The organism is Quisquiliibacterium sp., from assembly GCF_982640115.1.
Window position 1 is genome coordinate 11,409 of sequence record NZ_CEXFHW010000003.1, and the last position, 20,350, is coordinate 31,758.

The 20,350-nt window shown below is 70.5% G+C and carries 15 protein-coding genes; 6 read left to right on the forward strand and 9 right to left on the reverse strand.

Features of this window, described 5'->3' with window-relative positions; all coding sequences use genetic code 11:
• The first annotated feature begins 168 nt into the window (after positions 1-168).
• A complete protein-coding gene (locus AC2H6A_RS00645; protein ID WP_484271190.1) occupies positions 169-1,539 on the forward strand; it encodes a TrpB-like pyridoxal phosphate-dependent enzyme in 1,371 nt (456 codons plus the stop codon).
• 4 nt (positions 1,540-1,543) lie between these two features.
• Here the strand turns inward: AC2H6A_RS00645 and AC2H6A_RS00650 are convergent, their stop codons facing one another.
• Positions 1,544-2,440, reverse strand: a complete 897-nt coding sequence (locus tag AC2H6A_RS00650) for a DMT family transporter (RefSeq protein WP_484271191.1) — start codon at positions 2,438-2,440, stop codon at positions 1,544-1,546.
• Between the two features lie 180 nt (positions 2,441-2,620).
• On the opposite strand from AC2H6A_RS00650, the gene AC2H6A_RS00655 reads away from it, so the two are divergent.
• Entirely contained in the window at positions 2,621-4,243 is a 1,623-nt protein-coding gene (locus AC2H6A_RS00655; protein ID WP_484271192.1) for a hypothetical protein, read from the forward strand.
• Here AC2H6A_RS00655 and AC2H6A_RS00660 read toward each other — a convergent pair.
• Both AC2H6A_RS00660 and AC2H6A_RS00665 read right to left on the reverse strand, forming a co-directional pair.
• Positions 4,206-6,536 (reverse strand): PKD domain-containing protein, encoded by a 2,331-nt coding sequence (locus AC2H6A_RS00660; protein ID WP_484271193.1) that lies wholly within the window; start codon positions 6,534-6,536, stop codon positions 4,206-4,208. The two genes, AC2H6A_RS00655 and AC2H6A_RS00660, sit on opposite strands and share 38 nt — an antisense overlap.
• Positions 6,537-6,619: 83 nt before the next feature.
• Positions 6,620-7,285 carry a glutathione S-transferase gene (locus tag AC2H6A_RS00665; RefSeq protein ID WP_484271194.1) on the reverse strand — a complete coding sequence of 222 codons (666 nt, stop codon included), beginning with the start codon at positions 7,283-7,285 and terminating at the stop codon, positions 6,620-6,622.
• Positions 7,286-7,433: 148 nt separating this feature from the next.
• On the opposite strand from AC2H6A_RS00665, the gene AC2H6A_RS00670 reads away from it, so the two are divergent.
• Together AC2H6A_RS00670 and AC2H6A_RS00675 are read left to right on the forward strand one after the other, a co-directional pair.
• Complete coding sequence (locus tag AC2H6A_RS00670) at positions 7,434-8,651, forward strand: polyhydroxyalkanoate depolymerase (protein ID WP_484271195.1); 1,218 nt, start codon at positions 7,434-7,436, stop codon at positions 8,649-8,651.
• 79 nt (positions 8,652-8,730) lie between these two features.
• Entirely contained in the window at positions 8,731-10,374 is a 1,644-nt protein-coding gene (locus AC2H6A_RS00675) for an MFS transporter (RefSeq protein WP_484271196.1), read from the forward strand.
• Here AC2H6A_RS00675 and can read toward each other — a convergent pair.
• Positions 10,269-11,027, reverse strand: coding sequence for a carbonate dehydratase (gene can, locus AC2H6A_RS00680; RefSeq protein ID WP_484271197.1), 759 nt, complete (start codon positions 11,025-11,027; stop codon positions 10,269-10,271). The genes AC2H6A_RS00675 and can overlap by 106 nt on opposite strands.
• Positions 11,028-11,067: 40 nt before the next feature.
• Positions 11,068-11,661, reverse strand: a complete 594-nt coding sequence (locus AC2H6A_RS00685; RefSeq protein WP_484271198.1) for a flavin reductase family protein — start codon at positions 11,659-11,661, stop codon at positions 11,068-11,070.
• 95 nt (positions 11,662-11,756) lie between these two features.
• Between AC2H6A_RS00685 and AC2H6A_RS00690 the strand changes: the two genes are divergently transcribed.
• A complete protein-coding gene (locus tag AC2H6A_RS00690; protein ID WP_484271199.1) occupies positions 11,757-12,722 on the forward strand; it encodes a Bug family tripartite tricarboxylate transporter substrate binding protein in 966 nt (321 codons plus the stop codon).
• Between the two features lie 21 nt (positions 12,723-12,743).
• Here AC2H6A_RS00690 and AC2H6A_RS00695 read toward each other — a convergent pair whose 3' ends face one another.
• From AC2H6A_RS00695 to AC2H6A_RS00705, 3 genes are read right to left on the reverse strand one after another with little or no spacing between them, the layout of a single operon-like run.
• Positions 12,744-15,074 (reverse strand): acyl-CoA dehydrogenase family protein, encoded by a 2,331-nt coding sequence (locus AC2H6A_RS00695; RefSeq protein ID WP_484271200.1) that lies wholly within the window; start codon positions 15,072-15,074, stop codon positions 12,744-12,746.
• A gap of 20 nt (positions 15,075-15,094) precedes the next feature.
• Positions 15,095-16,507, reverse strand: a complete 1,413-nt coding sequence (locus AC2H6A_RS00700) for a 4-hydroxyphenylacetate 3-hydroxylase N-terminal domain-containing protein (protein WP_484271201.1) — start codon at positions 16,505-16,507, stop codon at positions 15,095-15,097.
• An 18-nt stretch (positions 16,508-16,525) separates the two neighbouring features.
• A complete protein-coding gene (locus tag AC2H6A_RS00705) occupies positions 16,526-18,124 on the reverse strand; it encodes a long-chain-fatty-acid--CoA ligase (protein ID WP_484271202.1) in 1,599 nt (532 codons plus the stop codon).
• A 202-nt stretch (positions 18,125-18,326) separates the two neighbouring features.
• Between AC2H6A_RS00705 and AC2H6A_RS00710 the strand changes: the two genes are divergently transcribed.
• Complete coding sequence (locus AC2H6A_RS00710) at positions 18,327-19,142, forward strand: SDR family NAD(P)-dependent oxidoreductase (protein ID WP_484271203.1); 816 nt, start codon at positions 18,327-18,329, stop codon at positions 19,140-19,142.
• A 61-nt stretch (positions 19,143-19,203) separates the two neighbouring features.
• Here AC2H6A_RS00710 and AC2H6A_RS00715 read toward each other — a convergent pair whose 3' ends face one another.
• Positions 19,204-20,343 (reverse strand): epoxide hydrolase family protein, encoded by a 1,140-nt coding sequence (locus AC2H6A_RS00715; protein WP_484271204.1) that lies wholly within the window; start codon positions 20,341-20,343, stop codon positions 19,204-19,206.
• Positions 20,344-20,350: the final 7 nt, after the last annotated feature.

Sequence of the window (20,350 nt, forward strand, 5' to 3'; positions counted from 1 at the left end):
CGCGTCGGGGATCTCGCGCCATCCTGCACCTGGGTGAGGCACGCTGCCGGCCATCGGACGGCCTTTCGGGCATCGGGTATGCTCGCCGCGCGATTGCCCCTCGGCCCGGCCGCCGCCGGACCGGATCGCGCCCTCTGCCTCGAATCCCGTCTTTCGGAGAAAGCCGCCGTGAGCACCCCCACCAAGTACCTGCTGGATGAGTCCCGCATGCCGAAGTCCTGGTACAACATCCAGGCCGATCTGCCCAAGCCGTTGCCGCCGGTGCTGCATCCGGGCACCCATCAGCCGATCGGCCCGGCCGATCTCGCGCCGCTGTTCCCGATGGACCTCATCCTCCAGGAGGTGAGCACCGAGCGCGAGATCGAGATTCCCGAGCCGGTGCGCGAGATCTACCGGCTGTGGCGCCCGGCGCCGCTGTACCGCGCACACCGCCTCGAGAAGGCGCTGGGCACCCCGGCCAAGATCTTCTACAAGTACGAGGGCGTGAGCCCGGCTGGCAGCCACAAGCCCAACACCGCCGTGCCCCAGGCCTTCTTCAACGCGAATGCCGGGGTCAAGCGTCTCACCACCGAGACCGGGGCGGGCCAGTGGGGGACCTCGCTGTCCTTCGCGGGCTCGCTGTTCGGTCTGGAGGTGCTGGTCTTCCAGGTTCGGGTTTCGTATGACCAGAAGCCCTACCGGCGCGCCGTGATGGAGACCTACGGCGCACGCTGCCTGCCGTCGCCCTCCACCGAGACCGTCTATGGCCGGCAGGTGCTCGCCCAGCGCCCCGACCATCCGGGCAGCCTCGGCATTGCCATCTCCGAGGCGGTGGAACTCGCCGCCCAGCGCGACGACACCAAGTACGCGCTCGGCTCGGTGCTCAACCATGTGCTGATGCACCAGACCATCATCGGGCTGGAGGCCATGGAGCAGATGCAGATGGCCGACGTCTGGCCCGATGTGGTGGTGGGCTGCACCGGTGGCGGTTCCAACTTCGCCGGCATCGCCTTCCCGTTCATCGGGCACGGCCTGCGCGGTGGCGCGCGTCCGCGCATCGTCGCGGTCGAGCCGGCGGCCTGTCCCTCGCTCACTCGCGGCCGCTATGCCTATGACTTCGGCGACACCGGCCACATGACGCCGCTCACGAAGATGCACACCCTGGGCTCGAGCTTCACGCCACCGGCCTTCCACGCCGGTGGGCTGCGCTACCACGGCATGGCGCCGCTGGTGTCGCATCTGAAGGAACTCGGCCTGATCGAGGCCACCGCCCATACCCAGAAAGACTGCTTCGCGGCCGGGGTGCTGTTCGCGCGGGCCGAGGGCATCGTGCCCGCCCCCGAGGCGAATCACGCGGTGAAGGGCGCGATCGAGGAGGCGCTGCGCTGCAAGCGCGAGGGCCGCGCCGAGACCATCCTGTTCAACCTCTGCGGGCATGGCCACTTCGACATGAGCGCCTACCAGAAGTACTTCGCCGGTGAACTCACCGACGAGAGCTACGACGAGGCCGAACTCGCCATGGCGCTGGCTGGACTGCCCAGCGTGGCCGCCGCCGCCTGAGCCCTCAGCGCGGTCGGGAGCGCTGCTGGCGGATCATGAACATCCCCGCTCCGATCAGCAGCGCGATCCCCGCCCAGGCGAGCGGGTTGGGGATGTCGCCCCACACCAGATAGCCGAGCACCAGCGCCCACAGCAGGCCCACGTAGCGGAAGGGCGCCACCACCGAGAGCTCGGCGCGGCGCATCGCCGCGATCACCGCGTAGTAGCCGGTGGACAGGAAGACCGAGGCCACGCCGAGCAGGCCGACATCGCGCCAGCTCATCGCCACCCAGCCCTGCACGGCCAGCACGCCCCCGGCCATCAGCCAGACCACGGTGGCGGTGCACAGCGTGACCACGATGGAAGGTGCGTGCGCCGGGATGCGACGGGTGAGCAGATCGCGAAACGCGTAGATCAGGGTGGCGAGCAGGCACAGCCAGGCATGGCCATTGAAGTCGCCCGGCCGCGGCTGGACCACCAGCAGCACGCCCGCGAAGCCGGCGCCGATCGCCAGCCATCGGATGCGGTCGACCCGCTCACCGAGAAAGACCATGGCGAGCACCGCGATCATCAGCGGCGAAGACAGGTTGATCGCGGTGATGTTGGCCAGCGGCAGGTGGAAGAGCGCGGCGAGATAGAGGAAGGTGCCCAGGCCTTCGCAGCTCGCCCGCAGCAGCACCCAGCGGTCGAGCACCTGGCGAAGGCTGCCCAGCGCGCCCATGCGCCAGGCCACCAGCGCGATCAGGCTGATCGCCATCACGCCGCGCACCACCAGCATCTGCGCGGCCGGCAGCCGCTCGCCCAGCGCCTTGATCATCGCGTCGTTGCCGATGAAGGCGCTCATCCCGAGGATCATCCAGGCGATGCCCACCCGGTTGTGGCGGGCGCGCTCGATGGGGTCGCTCGGTGCGGCTTGCGTCATGGGGCGGCGTCGGTTCGGCAGGCGATCGGGGGGGTGAGTGGGCGGCGTGACGCCGCGCATGGCACGAGGGCTGCCGGGGTGGCGCAGTGTGGTTGGCCCCGCCGGAGCCGTCAATGTGCGTCGCGCACGGCCGTTTCGGGCCGCTGTGCGATCATCGGTCATGCGTTTCCGGAAACCGCGATGAGCCTCTCGCCAACCGGTCCTGCCGCGGGCAGACCCGCCGATCCCGATCCGGTGCTCGAGCCGCCTGCGCTGCAGGCTCACCTCGTGGCGGACGACAGCTTCGCGGCGCGTTTCCTGCGCTGTCTGGCCGCCATCGCCGCCAGCGATCGGGTGGTCAACCTTGCCGAGTACGAGGCGCTGGGCGCGGTGGTCGAGCGCCTGCAGCACTCGGCGCTCGCGGCGCGTCTGGTGCTGCACAGCCTGACCCAACCCCTCGAACCGGCTGCGGCGTTGCGCGAGCTGCATCGCACCTCGGCCACGGTCGATGAGGCGCTGCGGCTCGATGCGTTCGAGGCGGCCGCGCCCTTGCTCGCCCTGCAGGGTGAGCGCAGCCAGGATCTCGCCCGTTCGCTCGCCGATGCGCTCGGCCTGCGCCTCGAGGAGGGCCGTTTTGCCGCCTTCGAGGCCGGGCCGCAGTCACCCTTCTGGCGCGACATCGCCGGGCGCTCGGCGCGCCGCTTGCGCGGCCGCGACCTGTTGCCGCTGGCCAGCGAATGCCTGCGACTGAGCGGCGACCCGGAACTCGCTCGGGCGCGAGCGGCCTACCTCGATGGCGCCCTCGACCGTGACCGACTGCAGTCGGCCGTGGCTGCCGCCAGCCAGACGCTGGATGCGCGCTTGCAGGCCTTCGAGACCAGCCTCGGGGTGGCCGCGGAGGCCGGCGCCATCGCGCGCCAGTATCTGGCCATGTCCGAACGGCTGACCGCCCAGGTGCGTCAGAAGCTGGCGATGCTGCTGGCACGCATCGACCACGAGAAGCAGGCCTTCGACGAGGACTTCGACGAGATGATCCACGACGCGGGCAACGCCTTCGAGCTGGCGGTGGCCAGCCGGCTGCGCACCGATGACTGGAAGGACCGTCGCGCCTGGCAGGACATCGGGCGCTCGGCCTTCGGCCGCGAGCTGGAGCGCCGAGTGGATCGGATCGCCCGCCGCCACGAGCGGCAGCTGCAGCTGCTCAAGGAGGAACTGCGTCTTTTCCAGGAGGATCTGCGGCTGGTCAATGCCTCGGTGCTCGAGCGCCAGCACCACAGCCGGCTGGCGCGGCTGGCGCCCGGGCTGCGGCCGGCCACCCAGCTGGTCAACGCCGTCGAGGGGATGGCCAACTTCACGCTCGCGGCTGGCGGGGCATCGGCGCTTGGCGCCGGTGCAGCCGCCTACCTGCTCGGCGGCGCGGTGGTGCTGCCGCTGGTGGCGCCGATCGCACCCTATGTGGGTGGGGCGGTGCTGCTGGCGGGGCTGTTCAAGTGGATGAGCGACCATGACGGGCGCCGCGATGGCGAGATCGTTCACCAGCGCGAGGCCTTCGAGAAGGCGCTGCGCGAGCGCCTTGGCCAGGCCCGCGCCGGCTACTTCGCGCAGCTGGACCAGGCCCGCGGCGAGTTCATCGCCACCGCCCGGGCCTTGATCGCCCCGCTCGGCCTCGAGGCGCAGGCGGCCCGTGACCTTGCCGAGGTCCGCCACGAGGTGGCCCGCCGCATCGTGGCGGACACGCGTCGCTCGCTGGGCGAACTGAACCAGGGCATCGCCCGCCTGCAGCCCCCTACAAGCCCACCCGATAGACCGCCGAGTTCACCGTGAAGATCATGGCGCCGCCGGTGACGAACACCGCGCCCGGTGCGGTCTCCAGGCGCAGCGTGCGCAGCCCGGTGGCGCTGTTCCAGCTGTACACCCAGCCGGTTTCCCCGTAGATGACCTTGCCCTCGCCGCTGGCGTAGAGCACGCCGCTGCTCAGGGGGGACAGCACCGTGGTGCCGGCGGCGCTGGCCGCTTTCACGGCCGGGCTGGTGGGCGCCGATTCGCGCCAGGCGAGCACGCCGCCACGCAGCAAGAAGCTGGCCGATGCGCCGCTCGCCAGGGTGGTGGAGGCGCCGCCGGAGAGCGGCTGGGTGATCAGCGACACCGTGCCATCGACGCTGCCGCCCACCGGCGAGCGTTGCCAGGCGATGCGCATCCCATCGGTCTGGGGATAGATGTTGCGCACCCCATCGCTGGTGAGCCGCGTGGAGACGCCGGTGTCCGATTGCCAGCGGACGATGTCGAAGGTGGACGAGGTGCCGCTGCCACCGGTCTGGCCCCAGTAGACGAAGTGCACCACACCGCCGACCACGGCCAGGTCGTAGTCGGTGTTGCCCACATAGTTGATGCCGGCGGGCTGGCTGATCCGGGTGAACCTGCCCGTGGCGGCTTCGTGCAGCGTGTAGCTGCCGGTGTTGGGGCCGTTCCAGTTGGTCCAGACCACGAACCCGCCCCGGGCCACGGGGTTTTCCTGGTAGGCCGACCCGGCGGTATGGGGGCTTGCCGTGGAGAGGTTGCTGCGCGTGCCGCTGACATCCCAGCTGTAGATGCAGTTGAAGGTGGGGGTGCAGTCGCTGTCCTTGGCCTGCGCGTAGACCCGTCCCGCGCTGATCTGCCAGTCGGTGGCGTACTGGATGCCGGCGGCGTTGCGCAGCACGACCTCCGTGCCGCTGACCAGATCGCGCAGATAGGCGCCGCCACCGGGGGTGGCGACCAGCACCTGGGTGCCTTCGGCTGCCAGCAGGCTCGCGCCCGGGGGCAGCGTGAACACCGGCGTGTGGCTGAGCGCGGGGCTGGAGGTGATCACCACCTTGCGGGTGACGACGCTGGACAGGCCGTCCTTGTCGGTGGCGGTGACCGTCAGCGTGTAGTCGCGAGCGGCGATGCCGGTGATGTCATAGACGGCGTCGAAGCTGCCGAGCGTGGTGCCCAGCACCTGGACATCGCCGAGCCTGGCCACCGTGGTCACGGTGCCGCCCTTGTCGGTGACGGCGCTGCCGTTGATGCGCAGCGTGCCATTGACGAGGGCGCCATCGGTGGGGCCGTCAAGCGTGAGCACCGGCGCGTTGGAGACCGGCACCGGCACGGTGAGCGTTCGACGGCTGCCGTTGTTGTCGGTGGCCACGATCACCAGGGTGTGGCTGCCCGAGCCCACGACGCCGGCGGTGACGGTGAACCGGTAGACATCGTTGCTGCCGCTGCAGAAACGGGAGCAGGCGTTGGGAGCGGTCAGGACGGTGGCGGGTCCGCCATCGAGGCTGCCGCTGACCGAGGTGATGCCATAGCCGGACGCGGCCCGTGCGTCGATGTTGATGGTGCCGGTGGTGCCCGAGGGTGTGGCGGTGAGCAGCGTGACCGAGGAGTTGCCCACCGTGACGGTGCGCCGCACCTCCTGGTAGCTGTTGGCCCCCACCTGGATGCGGGCGATGATCGAGTGGGACCCGTTGGTGTAGGACGCGGTATTCCAGGTGATGGGCGCGCCCGTGGTGCTTGAGCCGGTGCCCAGCAGCATCAGGTCGACATACCAGGTGACGCTGCCCGCCACCGTTCCGGACAGCGACAGCGGCACGGAGCCCGACAGCGGTTCGGCGCTGCCGAGCACGATGGCCGGATCAGTGACCTGCACCACCGTGAAGGTGAAGGTATCGACCGCCGATTGCCCGGCGCTGTTGGTGACCGTGAGCACCACGGTGTAGGTTCCGCCGATGTCGGGCGTGATGACCGGGGTGGCGCTGGTGGGGTTGGTCAGGGTGGCGCTGCTGCCGGCCGGCCTGCTGGTCAGTGTCCACTGGTAGCCGAGGCCGGCGGCGGGTGCGCTCCCGCTGCCATCGAGCGTGACCGTGGTGTTGGTGTTGACGGTGGTGAAGCGGGCGATGCTGGCTGCGGGCGCTTCGGTGGCGGGCACCTCCGGGGCGGGCGCTGCGTTGCCGCCGCCCGACGACCCTCCGCCACAGCCGCCCAGCGCGGCCAGGATCGGCAGCAGGAGCGCGATGCCGCAGGCAATGAGGAACCGGAGCGGATCGATGCGGCGCGACATGCTTTCCTCGGGTGCTCGACGCCCGTTGCGGGCGGTCATGGCATGGCATGGTATCGCCGGACGATAAGCGATCCCGAGGGCGATTGTCCGCGTCCGAAGGCTCACCCGATGAGCCTGCTCCCTCAGAACTCCATGTCGAGTTCATCCACCTCGTCGGGTTCGGCCAGCGCACCTTCGCGCCACTCGGCCATCTCCGGCAGGGCCATGATGGTGTCGCGATACCCTGCGCTGGCCTCGCTCAGCGCCACCTGGTAGGTCATGAAGCGGCTGGCCACCGGCGCGAACATCGCATCGGCCAGCGTACGGCGCTCGCCGAAGAGGAAGGGCCCGCCGTAGCGCTCCAGGCAGTCCTGCCAGATCTCCTCGATGCGGTCGATGTCCTGCCGGGCCTTGGCCCAGACCTTGAAGCTCGACAGCCGCGCCTTGATGTTCATGGGCAGCGAGGCCCGCATGGCCGAGAAGCCCGAGTGCATCTCGCCGCAGATCGACCGGCAGTGTGCACGCTGCACCGGATCGGAGGGCAGCAGGCCCGCCTGCGGTGCAATCTCGTGCAGGTACTCGCCGATGGCCAGGGTGTCCCAGACCCGGATGCCGCGGTGCGTGAGGCAGGGCACCAGTATGGAGGGGGCCAGCAGCAGCAGTTCGGCGCGGGCGCCGGGCGCATCGAGCGCGACCTTGTCCAGCTCGAAGCGCAGGCCGCTGAACCGGCACATCAGCCAGCCCCGCAGCGACCAGGAGGAGTAGTTCTGGCTGCTGATTGACAGGCGGGCAGGCGGTTCCGTCTTCACCGCGCGCGCTCGGCTGCGGGCGGGTGGGGGGGTGTCAGGCACGGTTCGGCTCCCGGAGAGACTGATCCGCTGCGCGACGCAAGTTCCGCGCCACGGGGTGATGGACGGAGCGCCGGGCACGGGTACGCTTCCTGCTTGCACGCTGACCATGATCTACGCCGCCTACGACGCCTTCGCCCGCCAGGGCGACCTTCTGCGGCAGTGGGCTGCCCTTGGCGCCGAGCTCGTCGGCAGCGCGCCGCTCCTGCCCGGCGCGCCCGCGTGGCGGCAGCTCTCGGCCAACCTGGAGGTGATGTCGCTGCTGGGCCTGACCCACACCCGGCCGGATTTCCCGCTGGCGCCGGTGACCGATGCCCGCGGCGAGCCCCGGCCCATCCTCGTCGACACGGTCGACGAGACCCCGTTCTGCCGTCTGCTGCGCTTTCGCAAGGCCGGTGCCCGCGACGAGCCCCGGGTGCTGCTGGTGGCGCCGATGTCGGGGCACTTCTCGACCCTGCTGTCGGGCACCTTGCGCACCCTGCTGCAGGACCACGAGGTCTGTCTTACCGACTGGATCAACGCCCGCGACATTGCGCCGGCCTGCGGCCGGTTCGGCTTCGACGAGTATGTGCTGCACCTGATCCGTTTCCTGCAGACCCTGGGGCCGCCCACCCATCTGGTGGGGGTCTGCCAGCCGACCGTGGCCTGCCTGGCCGCCACCGCGCTGATGGCGACCGATCAGGATGATTGCCAGCCGGCCAGCCTGGTGCTGATGGCCGGTCCGATCGATACCCGCCAGAGCCCGACCCGGGTCAATCAGATGGCCCAGGAGAACCCCATCGCGTGGTTCGAGCGCAACCTGATCAGCACGGTGCCTGCGCCCTGCGCGGGGGCCGGCCGGCGGGTGTATCCCGGTTTCGTGCAGCTCACCGCGTTCATGAGCATGAATCAGGAGCGGCACCGGCAGTCCTTCCTGGCGCTGCGCGATGCGCGGGTCGCCGGCGATCATGCCCGCGCCGATGCGATCCGCGACTTCTACCGCGAGTACTTCGCGGTGATGGACCTGCCCGCCGAGTTCTACCTGGAGACCGTGCGCGCAGTCTTCCAGGAACATGACCTGCCGCTGGGCCGCATGCAGGTCCGCGGCCGGCCGGTCGATTGCTCGGCCATCCGCCGCCCCTTCCTGCTCACCATCGAAGGCGAGCGCGACGACATCTGCGGCATCGGCCAGACCCTGGCGGCGCAGGATCTCTGCAGCCGCATGCCGGTGTACCGCAAGACCCACCTTCTGCAGCCCGGCGTCGGGCATTACGGCGTGTTCAGCGGCCGGCGCTGGGAACGGCGCATCTATCCGGCGGTGCGCGAATTCATCCAGTGGGCGCAGTAGCCGCCTGGCCTGGCCCGGACATCGCCGAGCGCGCTCGCCGGCGGTGATACCCTCGTCGCACACCGACTTCGCACCTGCCATGACCCCCGATTCCTCTTCCCGTGGCGGCCTGCTCTGGCGCTGGCTGGACCGTGTCGTGTTCTCGCTCGGTCGCGAGATGCGCTGGTCCTATCTTCCGCCGCTGATGGTCTATGTGGCCGCCGGCGTGTCGGGCCTCACCGGCATCGTCGGCACCTTCTTCGTCAAGGACTACCTCGGGCTGTCGGCCGCCTTCCTGGCCTCGCTCGGCTTCTGGGCGGGCATTCCCTGGGCGCTGAAGATGCCGCTGGGCCACCTGGTGGACTTGATCTGGCGCTGGAAGGCCTGGCTGGTGTGGCTGGGCGCCGCCATCATCGCGGCCAGCCTGCTGATCATGGTCGGGCTGATCTCGCACACCGCGGCCATGACCGCGATCGCCTCGCGCGAGACCTGGTATGTGATCTCGGCGCTGCTCGCGCCGCTGGGCTATGTGCTGCAGGACTGCGTTGCCGACGCGATGACCGTCGAGGCGGTGCCCGCCACCGACGACGAGGGCCGGCCGATCGACGCCCAGACCCGCAAGGCCATGCACACCACCATGCAGATGCTCGGCCGGGTGGCGATCATCGGCGGCACGGTGCTGGTCGGGCTGATCAATGTCTGGGTCTTTCAGGGGTCGTCGGGCCTGCCCGAGGCGCAGAAGGTGGCGCTCTACGCCAATGTCTACCTGATGGCGCTGGTCATCCCGGTGCTCTCGGTGCTGGGCGTGATGCTCGCCGCCTGGATCCGCTGGCGGGCGGCCGCACGCCTGGCCCGCGCCGGCCGCAGCCGAACGGAGATCGCCGCGCTGCTGCATGAAGCGCCCGAGAAGACCGAGCCCAACCGCTGGATCATCGGCGGCAGCCTGGTGTTCGTGGCGATCACGCTGAGCGTGGGCCTGGGCGGCGTGTCCTTCGCCCAGGAGATCGTGTTCGGCGGATCGATGGTCGTCATCCTCTTCCTGATGACTCGGCTCACGCGGGAGCTCGATGCGCAGGCCCGGCGGGTGCTGATCGGCACGGCGCTGGTGGTGTTCATCTTCCGGGCCATGCCCGGCCCGGGGCCTGGCGCGAGCTGGTGGATGATCGACGAACTCGGCTTCGACCAGTCCTTCCTTGCCCGGCTCTCGCTGCTGGGCAGCGTGCTCTCGCTGGCGGGGCTTTTCCTGTTCCGGCGCTTCATCGCCGAACACAGCATCGGGAAGATCGTGGTGGTGCTGACGCTGTTCGGTGCGCTGCTCTCGCTGCCCACCCTGGGCATGTACCACGGCCTGCATGAATGGACGGCGGCGCGTACCGGTGGCGTGGTCGATGCCCGCTTCATTGCCCTGGTGGACACCGCGCTGGAGTCGCCGCTGGGCCAGATCTCGATGATCCCGATGCTGGCCTGGATCGCCAACTCGGCGCCGGCGCACCTGAAGGCCACCTTCTTCGCGGTGATGGCCTCGTTCACCAACCTGGCGCTGTCGGCGTCGCAGCTGGGCACCAAGTACCTGAACCAGGCCTACACCGTGACCCGGCAGGTGAAGGGCCCCGGCGGCGCGATCCAGACCCCGGCCGACTACAGCGAGCTCGGATCGCTGCTGCTCACCGTGCTGCTGATCGGGCTGGTGCTGCCGCTGGCCTCGGTGCTGGTGGTGCGGCTGGCCCGCTGGCGCACCGCCTGACGCCAGCGCTGGCGCAGGCTGGCCAGCGCCACATCGTAGGCATCGGCCACGTCCTCGTGGGCCGATGCCGTGATGGCCATGTCGCGCAGCAGGCCGTCGTGCAGACCGTAGACCCAGCCGTGCACCGCCACCGACTGGCCGCGCTGCCAGGCGTCCCTCACGATGGTGGTGCGACAGACGTTGCGCGCCTGTTCGAGCACATTGAGCTCCACCAGCGCGTCCACCCGCAGTTCATGGGGCAGGCCCGAGAGGAAGGCCTCGTGGGTGTCGCGCACATCCTGGACATGGCGCAGCCAGTTGTCGACCAGACCTGCCCGCTGGTTGTCCAGCGCGGCCCGCACCCCGCCGCACTTGCTGTGGCCGACCACGATGATGTGCTGCACGCCCAGCACATCAACCGCGTACTGGATGACCGAGAGCGCGTTCAGGTCGGAGTGGACCAGCAGGTTGGCCACATTGCGGTGGACGAAGAGCTCGCCGGGCAGAAGGTCCACCAGCTCGTTGGCCGGCACCCGGCTGTCGGCGCAGCCCAGCCACATGTAGCGGGGTGACTGCTGCGACAGCAGACCGGTGAAGAAGCCCGGCGATCGAGCCTCGGTGTTGGCGGCCCACTGGCGATTGCGGTCGAAGAGTTCTGAGAGTTCCCGGCTCATGCCGGCATTGTAGGCCTGCCCCCGCGCGCTGCCGGACCGGTCAGCCGGACGCCCCAGGCAGGGTCTGGCCCTGCACCAGCGAGGAAGGCACACCGAAGAGGCCCGCGCCGAGATGGTGCAGGGTGTGGAGCTCGGCGTTGTCGGATCGCAGTGACCAGCGACCCTGGCTGAACACGCGGCTGTCGGCCAGCGCCGACACCGCCTCGACGAAGAAGGTGTCGTAGGCATCCTCGGCGTGCGGCTCGCGCAGCAGGCGGCACTCCAGCCAGCCCGCGCAGCCCTCGACCAGCGGCAGCCCCAGCAGCGGCCCGGCGAAGCTGGCGATGCCGTACTGCGTGAACTTGTCGCGCGCCGGCAGGCTGTCGCGGCCGCTGACGCTGCCCACGGTCCAGGTGAGATCGGCCTGCGCACGGGTGGCGATGTTCAGCGCCAGGGTGCCCGACGCGAGGATGAGCTCGCGGGTGAGGGTGCGCTTGTCGATCACCACCGCGATGCGCGGTGGCGTGAACTCCACCGGCATCGACCAGGCGGCGGCCATGAGGTTGCGGACGCCCCCGGCAGCGCAGCTCACCAGCACCGTGGGGCCATGGTTGACGAGACGGCTGGCGTGGGCGAGGTCGACGGGCGCGCGCATGATGGTGCCGATGATAGGGGGCGACGGCTCGCCCGCCGGCCGATTCCTTGCGAGAATCGGTCCCCCCGATCCGTATCGACCCACCCGGAGTTCCGATGGCAACCAACCTCCTGCGTCCGCTGCTCGCCCTGCTGCTGGTTCTTTTCTGCAATCTCGCGCTCGCCCAGGCGCCGCGCCCGGTGCGCATCCTGGTGGGCTTTCCGCCGGGCGGCGGCACCGACGCCATCGCACGCGCCGTCGCCGATCGGCTCAAGGACGAGCTCGGCGTGCCGGTGGTGGTCGAGAACCGCCCCGGCGCCGGTGGCCAGATCGCGGCGCAGATGCTCAAGTCCTCGCCGCCCGATGGCACCACCTTCTTCATCTCGCATGACCACACCATCTCGATCCTGCCCCTGGTGCTGAAGAACCCCGGCTTCGACCCGGCCCAGGATTTCGTGCCGGTGGCCGGGTTTGCCACCTTCGTGAACGGTCTCGCGGTGTCGGGCGGTACGCCGGCGCGCAGCTATGCCGAGTTCCTCGCCTGGGTGAAGGGCCGTGGCGGCAAGGCCACCATCGGCATTCCGGCGCCGGCCTCGGTGCCGGAATTCCTGGTCAAGGTGATTGGTGAGCGCAACAAGCTCGACATTGTCGCCGCGGCCTACCGGGGGGGCGCGCCCATGATGGCCGACATGCTCGGCAACCAGATCCCGGCCGGGGTGGGCTCGGTGCCTGACTTCATCGAGTACCACCGGGCGGGCAAGCTGCGCATGGTGGCGGTCATCGGCACCGCGCGCCAGGCGACGCTGCCCGATGTGCCCACCTTCGCCGAGCTCGGCCTCAGCGGCTTCGAGGATCTGCCTTTCTATGGCTTCTTCGCGCCGGCGGGCACCTCGCCCCAGGTGATCGAGCAGTTCTCGGCTGCGCTCTCGCGCGCCATCGCGCAGCCTGAGCTTCGCGAACGGCTCACCAACTGGGGTCTGACCGTGGGCTTCATGAACCAGGCCCAGCTCACTGCGCGCGAGCGGGCCTACAGCCAGTCCTGGGCCCGGATCATTCGCGCCAGCGGCTTCCAGCCTCAGTGAAGGCTGCTGCCCGCCGGCGCCTCAGGCCGGCAGGGCGGCAAAGCGTCGTGTGTGCAGGGCCGCGTGGCCCATGGCTGCCTCGACGCTGAACAGCCGCTTGTAGAAGCGGCCAGCCAGGCAGGCCTCGGTCATGCCCATGCCGCCGTGCAGCTGCACGGTCTGATTGGCAATGAACATCGCCGCGCGTCCCACCCGGGCCTTGCAGGCCGCGGCCAGGCGCGCGCGCCCGGTGGCCTCGCCGGTCAGCGCAGCGGCCGCTCGCGCCACCACGGCACGGGCCATGGTCATCTCGGCCTGCATCTCGGCCACCCGGTGACGCAGCGCCTGGAACTCGGCCAGCGGCTGGCCGAACTGGCGGCGTGTGAGGAGGTAGTCGCGGGTGAGCGCCAGCGCCGCAGCCATGGCGCCCAGCGCATCGGCGCTGGCCGCCACGAGGACGTGATCGCGGGCTGCAGCGACAGCCGCGGTGGTGGCCTCATCGGGGCCTGCCAGGCAGTTCGCGGCATCGAGCAGCAGGCCGTCGAGATCGATCTCGGCGAGGTCGCTGCCGTCGATGGCACGGCCGCGTTGCAGCCGCAGGCCCGGCAGATCGCAGGGCAGCCGGTAGACGGCGGTGTGTCCGGCCTGCGCGACACAGACCAGCAGCTGATCGGCCAGCCCGGCGCCCGGCACGATCTGCGACGGGCCGCGCAGCCGCAGGCCGCCGTTGTGCGTCTCTGCCCTCAATGCCGGCTGGTCGGGCAAGGCGCCCACCACCGCCATCAGCGTGTCGCCGCAGGTCAGGGCATCGAGCAGGGGCGCGACCGCGCTGGCTTCGGCGGGCAGGGCCGCGAGCAGCTGACCCGGCAGCACCGACAGCGCGGCGAAGGGATAGGGCAGCAGTGCCGCCCCGAAGGCCTCCTGGATGGCGGCGATGGCATCGCCGCCACCGCCGGCCCCGCCGAGCGATTCCGGCAGCCCCAGCGCGCCGAAGCCCTGCGCGGCCAGCGCCTGCCAGGCCTGACGATGCGCCGTGCGATCGAGCTGCGGCCAGCGCTCGCGCCAGGCCGCGCCGAGTTCGCCGGCGGCGTAGCGCGCGGCGCTGTCGGCGAGCAGCGCGGTGTCACCGGTGCGCGGCGAGGCGCCCTGGCCTTCGCCCTGGAAGAGCAGCCGCGCCATGATGTTCTTCTGGATCTCGCTCGAGCCGCCGTAGATCGTCGCGGCCCGCCGGAACAGGAACTCGGCCACCACGCCCGCGGCATGGGTGGCCTGCGGTCCGCGCGCCCCGGGCTCCTCGGGCGGGTGGAACACCAGCGCCCGTGGCCCGAGCGCCTCCACCTGCAGCCCGAGCTGGCGCTGCATGAGCTCGCAGCCCACCACCTTGAGCGCTGACGGGGTGAGCGCCGAGACATCGTCGTCGGTGAGGGCCTGCGCCACGGCCGATTCGAGTGCGATCAGGTCGATCTCGGCCTGCGCAACCCGCTCGCCGAAGACCGGGTCGTCGATGAGCGGCCGGCCATCGCGCTGCTCGATGCCGGCGATCGCGCGCAGCCGCGAGAGGTAGAGCTTGTTGCGCGGCACCTCGGCGGTCTGCACCCGCTCGCGGGCGAGCAGGTACTTGGCGCAGTCCCAGCCGCGGTGCAGGCGGCCGACCAGCGCGTCGGCGGGCACGCGCACCGCGTCGAAGAAGACCTCGCACAGGCTCTCGCCCTCGTCGATCGAGCGGATCGGGCGCACCGTGATGCCCGGCAGGTCCATGGGGATCAGCAGGAAGGAGATGCCGAGCTGCGGCTTGGCGGCGGGGTCGGTGCGCACCAGGCAGAAGAGCATGTCGGCCATCATGGCCTGCGAGGTCCAGATCTTCTGGCCATCGACCACCCAGTGATCGCCATCGAGCACGGCCCGGGTGCGCAACGAGGCGAGGTCGGAGCCGGCATTGGGCTCGGAGAAGCCCTGGGCCCAGAACTCGCGTCCCTCGCGGATGGCCGGCAGGTGGCGGGCCTTCTGCTCGGTGGTGCCGAACTCGGCGATCACCGGGCCGGCCAGCGACACGCCCTGGATGTTGTTGGCCGAGCCGCCGGCCAGCACGAGCTCCTCCTCGAGCCACTGGCACCGCATGCCCGACCAGCCGGTGCCGCCGTATTCCACCGGCCAGGTGGGCACTGACCAGCCGCGGCGGGCGAGCACCGCGCTCACGCCGAGCATATCCTCGCGGGTGGGGTGCACCGCGGTGCGGCTGCGCTCGACCATGCCGGGGGGCAGGTTCTCGCGCAGCCAGCCGCGCACCTCGGCGCGGAATTCGGCCTCGGGCAGGTCGGCGAGTTCGGCGACGGAGAGGTCGGGGCTCATGGCGCGGGGCTCGGCGGCGTTCATGACGGACGGCTCGGTGGGGCTCAGGCGGTGGGCACGCCGGCCGCGGCGAGCGCCAGGCGCTTGGCGCGGGCGATGTCGTAGGTGCGGTTCATCATCGTGCGCTGCGCCGGCAGGCCACCGCCGGCCTGCAGCGCGACCACGAACTGCCAGCCGCCGTAGGCGTCGGCGGTGAGGTCGCGGATCATGTTGTAGACCCGCATGCGGGCCTCGACATCGACGCCCTTCTTGGTGTGCAGGTACTTGCGGATGTACTTGCCCGACTCGGGATTGCGCAGGTCGGCCTCCAGCGGCAGGGTGAGCACCAGGCCGCCGCCCAGGTCATGCAGGTAGCGAACCGTCTGGTGGTAGTTGGCCGCGTAGTAGTACTTGGCGGCGTTGATCGCGAGGGTGTTGGGGAACACCATGCCCGAGTCGGTGCTCTCGTAGTGGCGGCAGGCAAAGTCGAGCGACATGCGCAGCATCTCGGCATAGGTGATCAGCTCGGCGATGGAGTTCTGCGCCACGGCATCGCTCTCCTTGCCCTGCATCTCGGTGACCAGCTGCGCCAGGCCCACGAAGAGCTCGCTCATGCGCACCGCCTCGACCACCCCGCCGGTGCGCTCCCACAGCCCGAGCGAGCGCGCCAGGGTGCTGGCGAGCTGCGCCTCGCCGGCCAGAAACACCCGATCCCAGGGCACGAACACATCGTCGAACACCACGAAGCCCTCCGGGCAGCTGTGGTGGGAGCTGGCGGGGTAATCGAAGCCGTTGAGCTCGGCCGGCGCGAAGCTGCGGTTGATGATCTTCACCCCCGGCGTATTCACCGGGATGGAGAACGACACCGCGTAGTCGGCCTCCTCCTGGCGCATACCCTTGGTGGGCATCACCACCAGCTCGTGGACCAGCGACGCGGCGGTGATGTGCAGCTTGGCGCCACGCACCACGATCCCGTCGGCTCGGCGCTCGACGATGCGCAGGTAGAGGTCGGGGTCGTCCTGCTCGTGGGCGCGGCGCTTGCGGTCGCCCTTGGGGTCGGTGATCACCTCCGCGCCGCGCAGATCGTTGTCGCGGCAGTGCTTGTAGATGCGCTCGATGTTGGCGGCGTACATCGGGTTGACCCGCGCCACCTCGTCGCGCACGCTCATCAGCGCCATGAACACGCCGGTGACCAGGGTGCCGATCGAGGTGTGGCGCATCATCTCCACCCGGGTGCCCAGGTCTTCAGCGGTGCGCGGAATCTGGTAGATGCGGTGGGCCTGGCTGCCGTCCTCGGTGTCGTAGCGGCGCAGCTCGCCGTACTCGGCGTCGCGATAGGCATAGTCGTTGGCCACCAGTGACACCGGCACCTTGAACAGCGGGTGGGTGGTGATGTCGTCGATGCGCTCGCCCTCCCAGTAGATGACGCGGCCGTCGCGAAGGCTGTCGATGTACTGCTGCGGGGTCTTCAGTGCCATGAGGGTCTCCGTGGGATGTCAGACGATGCGGCTGGCGCGGTCCTGCCAGAAGGGCGCGCGAAGGCGGGGCTTGTCGATCTTGTTGGCGCCGCTCAGGGGGAGCGGCTCCTCGCGCACCTCGACCGTGCGCGGACACTTGTAGCCGGCGATCAGGCTGCGGCAGTGGGCGATGATGGCCGCCGGTTCGAGCACGGCGCCCGGCGAGGCCGAGACGATGGCATGCACCGCCTCGCCCCAGGCGGGGTGCGGGATGCCGATGACCGCGCACTGCGCCACGCCCGGGTAGGCGTAGACCGCGGCCTCCACCTCGGCGGAATACACATTCTCGCCACCGGTGATGATCATGTCCTTGAGCCGGTCGACGATGGTCACGAAGCCCTCGGCGTCTATCTGGCCGAGGTCGCCGGTGTGCAGCCAGCCATGGCGCAGCGTGGTGCGGGTGAGCTCGGGCTGGTTCCAGTAGCCGAGCATCACCAGCGGCCCGCGCACCACGATCTCGCCCACGCCGCCAGGCGGCAGCACGCGGTCGTCGCCGTCGACGCAGGCGAGGTCGATGCCGGGCAGTGCGCGGCCCACCGAGCGCCACTTGTCGAGATGCCGGTGCGAGGGCATCACATAGCGCGAGGGCAGGGCGGTGACGCTCGCGGTGGACTCGGTCATGCCGTAGCAGTGCGTGAATGCGGCGTTGGCAAAGAGCGGCACGGCCTGCGCCACCAGTTGCTCCGGCATGGGCGCCGCGCCGTAGAGCAGGGTGCGCAGGCTGGAGAGGTCGCGCTGCCCGGCCTCGGGGTGGTCGACCAGCATGCGCAGCATGGTGGGCACCATGCTGGTGACGGTGGCCCGCTCCTGTTCGATCAGGCGCAGCACCTGACCCGGCTCGAAGCGCGAGAGCAGCACGATGCGGCCGCCGGCGACCATCGCCGGCACGCACAGGCCGGCGGCGCCGACATGGAAGAGTGGCCCCGAAATCAGCGCCACGGTGTGCTCATCGAGACCGATGGTGGCGGCATAGGCCACCGCGCTGAACACCAGGTTGGTGTGGCTGTGCATCACGCCCTTGGGGCGGCCGGTGCTGCCGCTGGTGTAGAAGAGCGCCGCGACATCGTCGCCGCAACGCCCGGCATCAGGCACCGGCGCGTGGGCATCGATCAGGGCCTCGTAGGCGAGCATGCCGGGCGGCGTCGGGCCGTCGCCGGCATGGATGAGGTGGCGCACCGGCTGCGCGGCCACCAGCGCCCGCGCGGTCTCCAGGTGGGTGTCGTCCACGATCAGGATGTCCGCCGCGCAGTCGGCCAGGATGGCGGCGAGCTCGGGCACGGCCAGCCGGAAGTTCAGTGGCGCGAAGATGCCGCCGGCCCAGGGCACGGCATGGTAGTACTCGAGGTAGCGGTGGCTGTTGTCGGCCAGCATGGCCACGCGTTCGCCGGGTTGCAGGCCCAGCGCCTGCAGCGCACCGGCCAGGCGCGCCACCCGCTGCGCGAAGGCCGCCCAGGTGTAGCGGCGGTCGCGGTCGACCACGGCGGTGGCCTCGGCGTGCAGGGCAGCCGCCCGCCACAGGGTCTGCCCCAGACTGGGCTGACGCCCCGGGCCCGGCTGCAATGGCGTGCCAGCCTGCATGGTGGATGGCCTCCTCGTTGTCGGCGCGGCCGATGGGCCGGATGGTCGGTCGACCTTAGCACGCGCTTTCGCGGGGACCGGCGCGCGCTTGCGCGGGATGGACCCTGGCGCGGCCGTGCCGTTCCATCGGTGGCCGGCTTGGTGGCGCGCGGCCCAGGCCGTAGCCTGAGAGCCTGCTCAATGCACAAGGAGGAATGCCCTCATGGAACATCCCAGCCTTCAGGGCGCGGTGATCGCGATCACCGGCGCCGGTCGTGGCATCGGCCTGGGCATGGCCCGGGCCTTCGCGCGCCACGGCGCGCGGCTGGTGCTCGGCGATCTCGACGAGGCCGGTGTGCAGGCTGCGGCCGATGCCTTGCGGGCCGAGGGCGCGAGCGTGCTCGCACAGCGCCTGGATGTGCGCAGCGCCGCCGACAATGCCGCGCTGGTGGCCGCGGCGGTTGCGCGGTGGGGGCGGCTGGATGTGATGGTCTGCAATGCCGGCATCATGCAGGTCAAGCCCATGCTCGAGCTCGAGGCCGCCGACTGGGACCGGATGCTCGGCGTGAATGTCACCGGGGTATTCCTGTCGCTGCAGGCCGCGGCACGGCAGATGCTCGGCCAGGAGCCGCGAGCCGAAGGGCGGCCGCGCGGCAAGATCCTCACCGTGGCCTCGGTGGCCGGCCGGTATGGTGCGCCGCCGCTGGCTGGCGTGATGCCGCACTACCGCGCCAGCAAGGCCGCGGTGATCAGCCTGACGCAATCGGCGTCGATCAGCTTCGCGCCGCAGCTCACGGTCAACGCGATCTGCCCGGGCATCGTCGACACGGCCATGTGGGACGGCATCGACCGCGACCTCACCGCCCTGCAGGGTCGCCCGCGCGGCGAGGCCTGGCGCCAGCGGGTATCGGGCGTGCCGATGGGCCGCGCCCAGACCGCCGAGGATGTCGCGCAGCTGGCGCTCTTCCTGGCCTCGGCGGCCTCCGACTACATGAGCGGCCAGTCGCTCAACATCGACGGCGGGCTGGTGCAGAGCTGAGCCTGCGCAGCGCAGGGCGCCGCGGCCGCCCGGGCGGCGGCTTTCGGTGCGCCCGCCCCGCTCAGCGCAGCAGCCGGAAGTAGGTGCGCAGATCGTCCACGAACAGCACGGGCTGCTCGAAGGCCGCGAAGTGGCCGCCGCGCGGCATGTGCACGAAGTGCCGGATGTCCGGGTACTCGGCCTGCATCCAGGCGCGCACCGGCGCGACGATTTCGCGCGGGTAGACCGCCACCCCCACCGGCACGCCCACCGTGCCGGGCTTGCCGCGGCCGAAGCTTTCCCAGTAGAGCCGCGCCGAGGAGGCGGCGCTGTTGGTCACCCAGTAGAACATCAGGTTGTCGAGCAGCTCGTCGCGGCTGAGCACATTCTCGGGATGGCCGTTGCAGTCGGTCCAGGCCCAGAACTTCTCTAGGATCCATGCCGCCTGCCCGGCGGGCGAATCGGCCAGGCCGTAGGCCAGGGTCTGCGGGCGGGTGGACTGCTGCTTGGAGTAGCCCGAGTCCCATTGCCGATAGTGCTTCGCGCCGGCGAGCGCGCGTTGCTCCTCGGGCCCCGGCTCGCCCTGCGTGGCGGGCCGGGTGCCCATGGCCAGCGTCACATGGATGCCCTCGCAGTGCGCGGTGTCGAGGATGCCGATCGCGCGGGTGACTGCCGAGCCCCAGTCGCCGCCCTGCGCGAAGTAGCGCTCATAGCCCAGCCGGCTCATCAGCGCGGCCCAGGCCTGGGCGATGCGCTCCACCCCCCAGCCGGGGGTGGTGGGCTTGCCCGAAAACCCGAAGCCGGGCAAGGAGGGGCAGACCACATGGAAGGCATCGTCGGCGCTGCCGCCGTGGGCCACCGGATCGGTGAGCGGGCCGATCACCTTGTGGAATTCCACCACCGAGCCCGGCCAGCCGTGGGTGATCAGCAGAGGCCGGGCCTGCGGGTGCGGCGAGCGCTGGTGGATGAAGTGGATGTCCAGCCCATCAATCCGGGTGATGAACTGATCGAAGCGGTTGAGCGCTGCCTCGCGGGCCCGCCAGTCGTAGCGGTTGGCCCAGTGGTCGCACATCGCCTGGATCCAGGCTAGCGGCGCGCCCTGGCTCCAGTCGGACACCAGTTCGGCATCGGGCCAGCGGGTGGCACGCAGGCGGGCGCGCAGATCCTCGAGCACCGGCTCGGGCACGGCGATGCGGAAGGGGTGGACGAGCGTGTCGGTCATGGCGAGG

Bases quoted from the DNA above. Each gene is read 5' to 3' on its own strand.
- AC2H6A_RS00650 (WP_484271191.1), bottom strand. From the start codon at position 2,440: ATGACGCAAGCCGCACCGAGCGACCCCATCGAGCGCGCCCGCCACAAC.
- AC2H6A_RS00655 (WP_484271192.1), top strand. From the start codon at position 2,621: ATGAGCCTCTCGCCAACCGGTCCTGCCGCGGGCAGACCCGCCGATCCC.
- AC2H6A_RS00660 (WP_484271193.1), bottom strand. From the start codon at position 6,536: ATGACCGCCCGCAACGGGCGTCGAGCACCCGAGGAAAGCATGTCGCGC.
- AC2H6A_RS00670 (WP_484271195.1), top strand. From the start codon at position 7,434: ATGATCTACGCCGCCTACGACGCCTTCGCCCGCCAGGGCGACCTTCTG.
- AC2H6A_RS00675 (WP_484271196.1), top strand. From the start codon at position 8,731: ATGACCCCCGATTCCTCTTCCCGTGGCGGCCTGCTCTGGCGCTGGCTG.
- can (WP_484271197.1), bottom strand. From the start codon at position 11,027: ATGAGCCGGGAACTCTCAGAACTCTTCGACCGCAATCGCCAGTGGGCC.
- AC2H6A_RS00685 (WP_484271198.1), bottom strand. From the start codon at position 11,661: ATGCGCGCGCCCGTCGACCTCGCCCACGCCAGCCGTCTCGTCAACCAT.
- AC2H6A_RS00690 (WP_484271199.1), top strand. From the start codon at position 11,757: ATGGCAACCAACCTCCTGCGTCCGCTGCTCGCCCTGCTGCTGGTTCTT.
- AC2H6A_RS00695 (WP_484271200.1), bottom strand. From the start codon at position 15,074: ATGAACGCCGCCGAGCCCCGCGCCATGAGCCCCGACCTCTCCGTCGCC.
- AC2H6A_RS00700 (WP_484271201.1), bottom strand. From the start codon at position 16,507: ATGGCACTGAAGACCCCGCAGCAGTACATCGACAGCCTTCGCGACGGC.
- AC2H6A_RS00705 (WP_484271202.1), bottom strand. From the start codon at position 18,124: ATGCAGGCTGGCACGCCATTGCAGCCGGGCCCGGGGCGTCAGCCCAGT.
- AC2H6A_RS00710 (WP_484271203.1), top strand. From the start codon at position 18,327: ATGGAACATCCCAGCCTTCAGGGCGCGGTGATCGCGATCACCGGCGCC.
- AC2H6A_RS00715 (WP_484271204.1), bottom strand. From the start codon at position 20,343: ATGACCGACACGCTCGTCCACCCCTTCCGCATCGCCGTGCCCGAGCCG.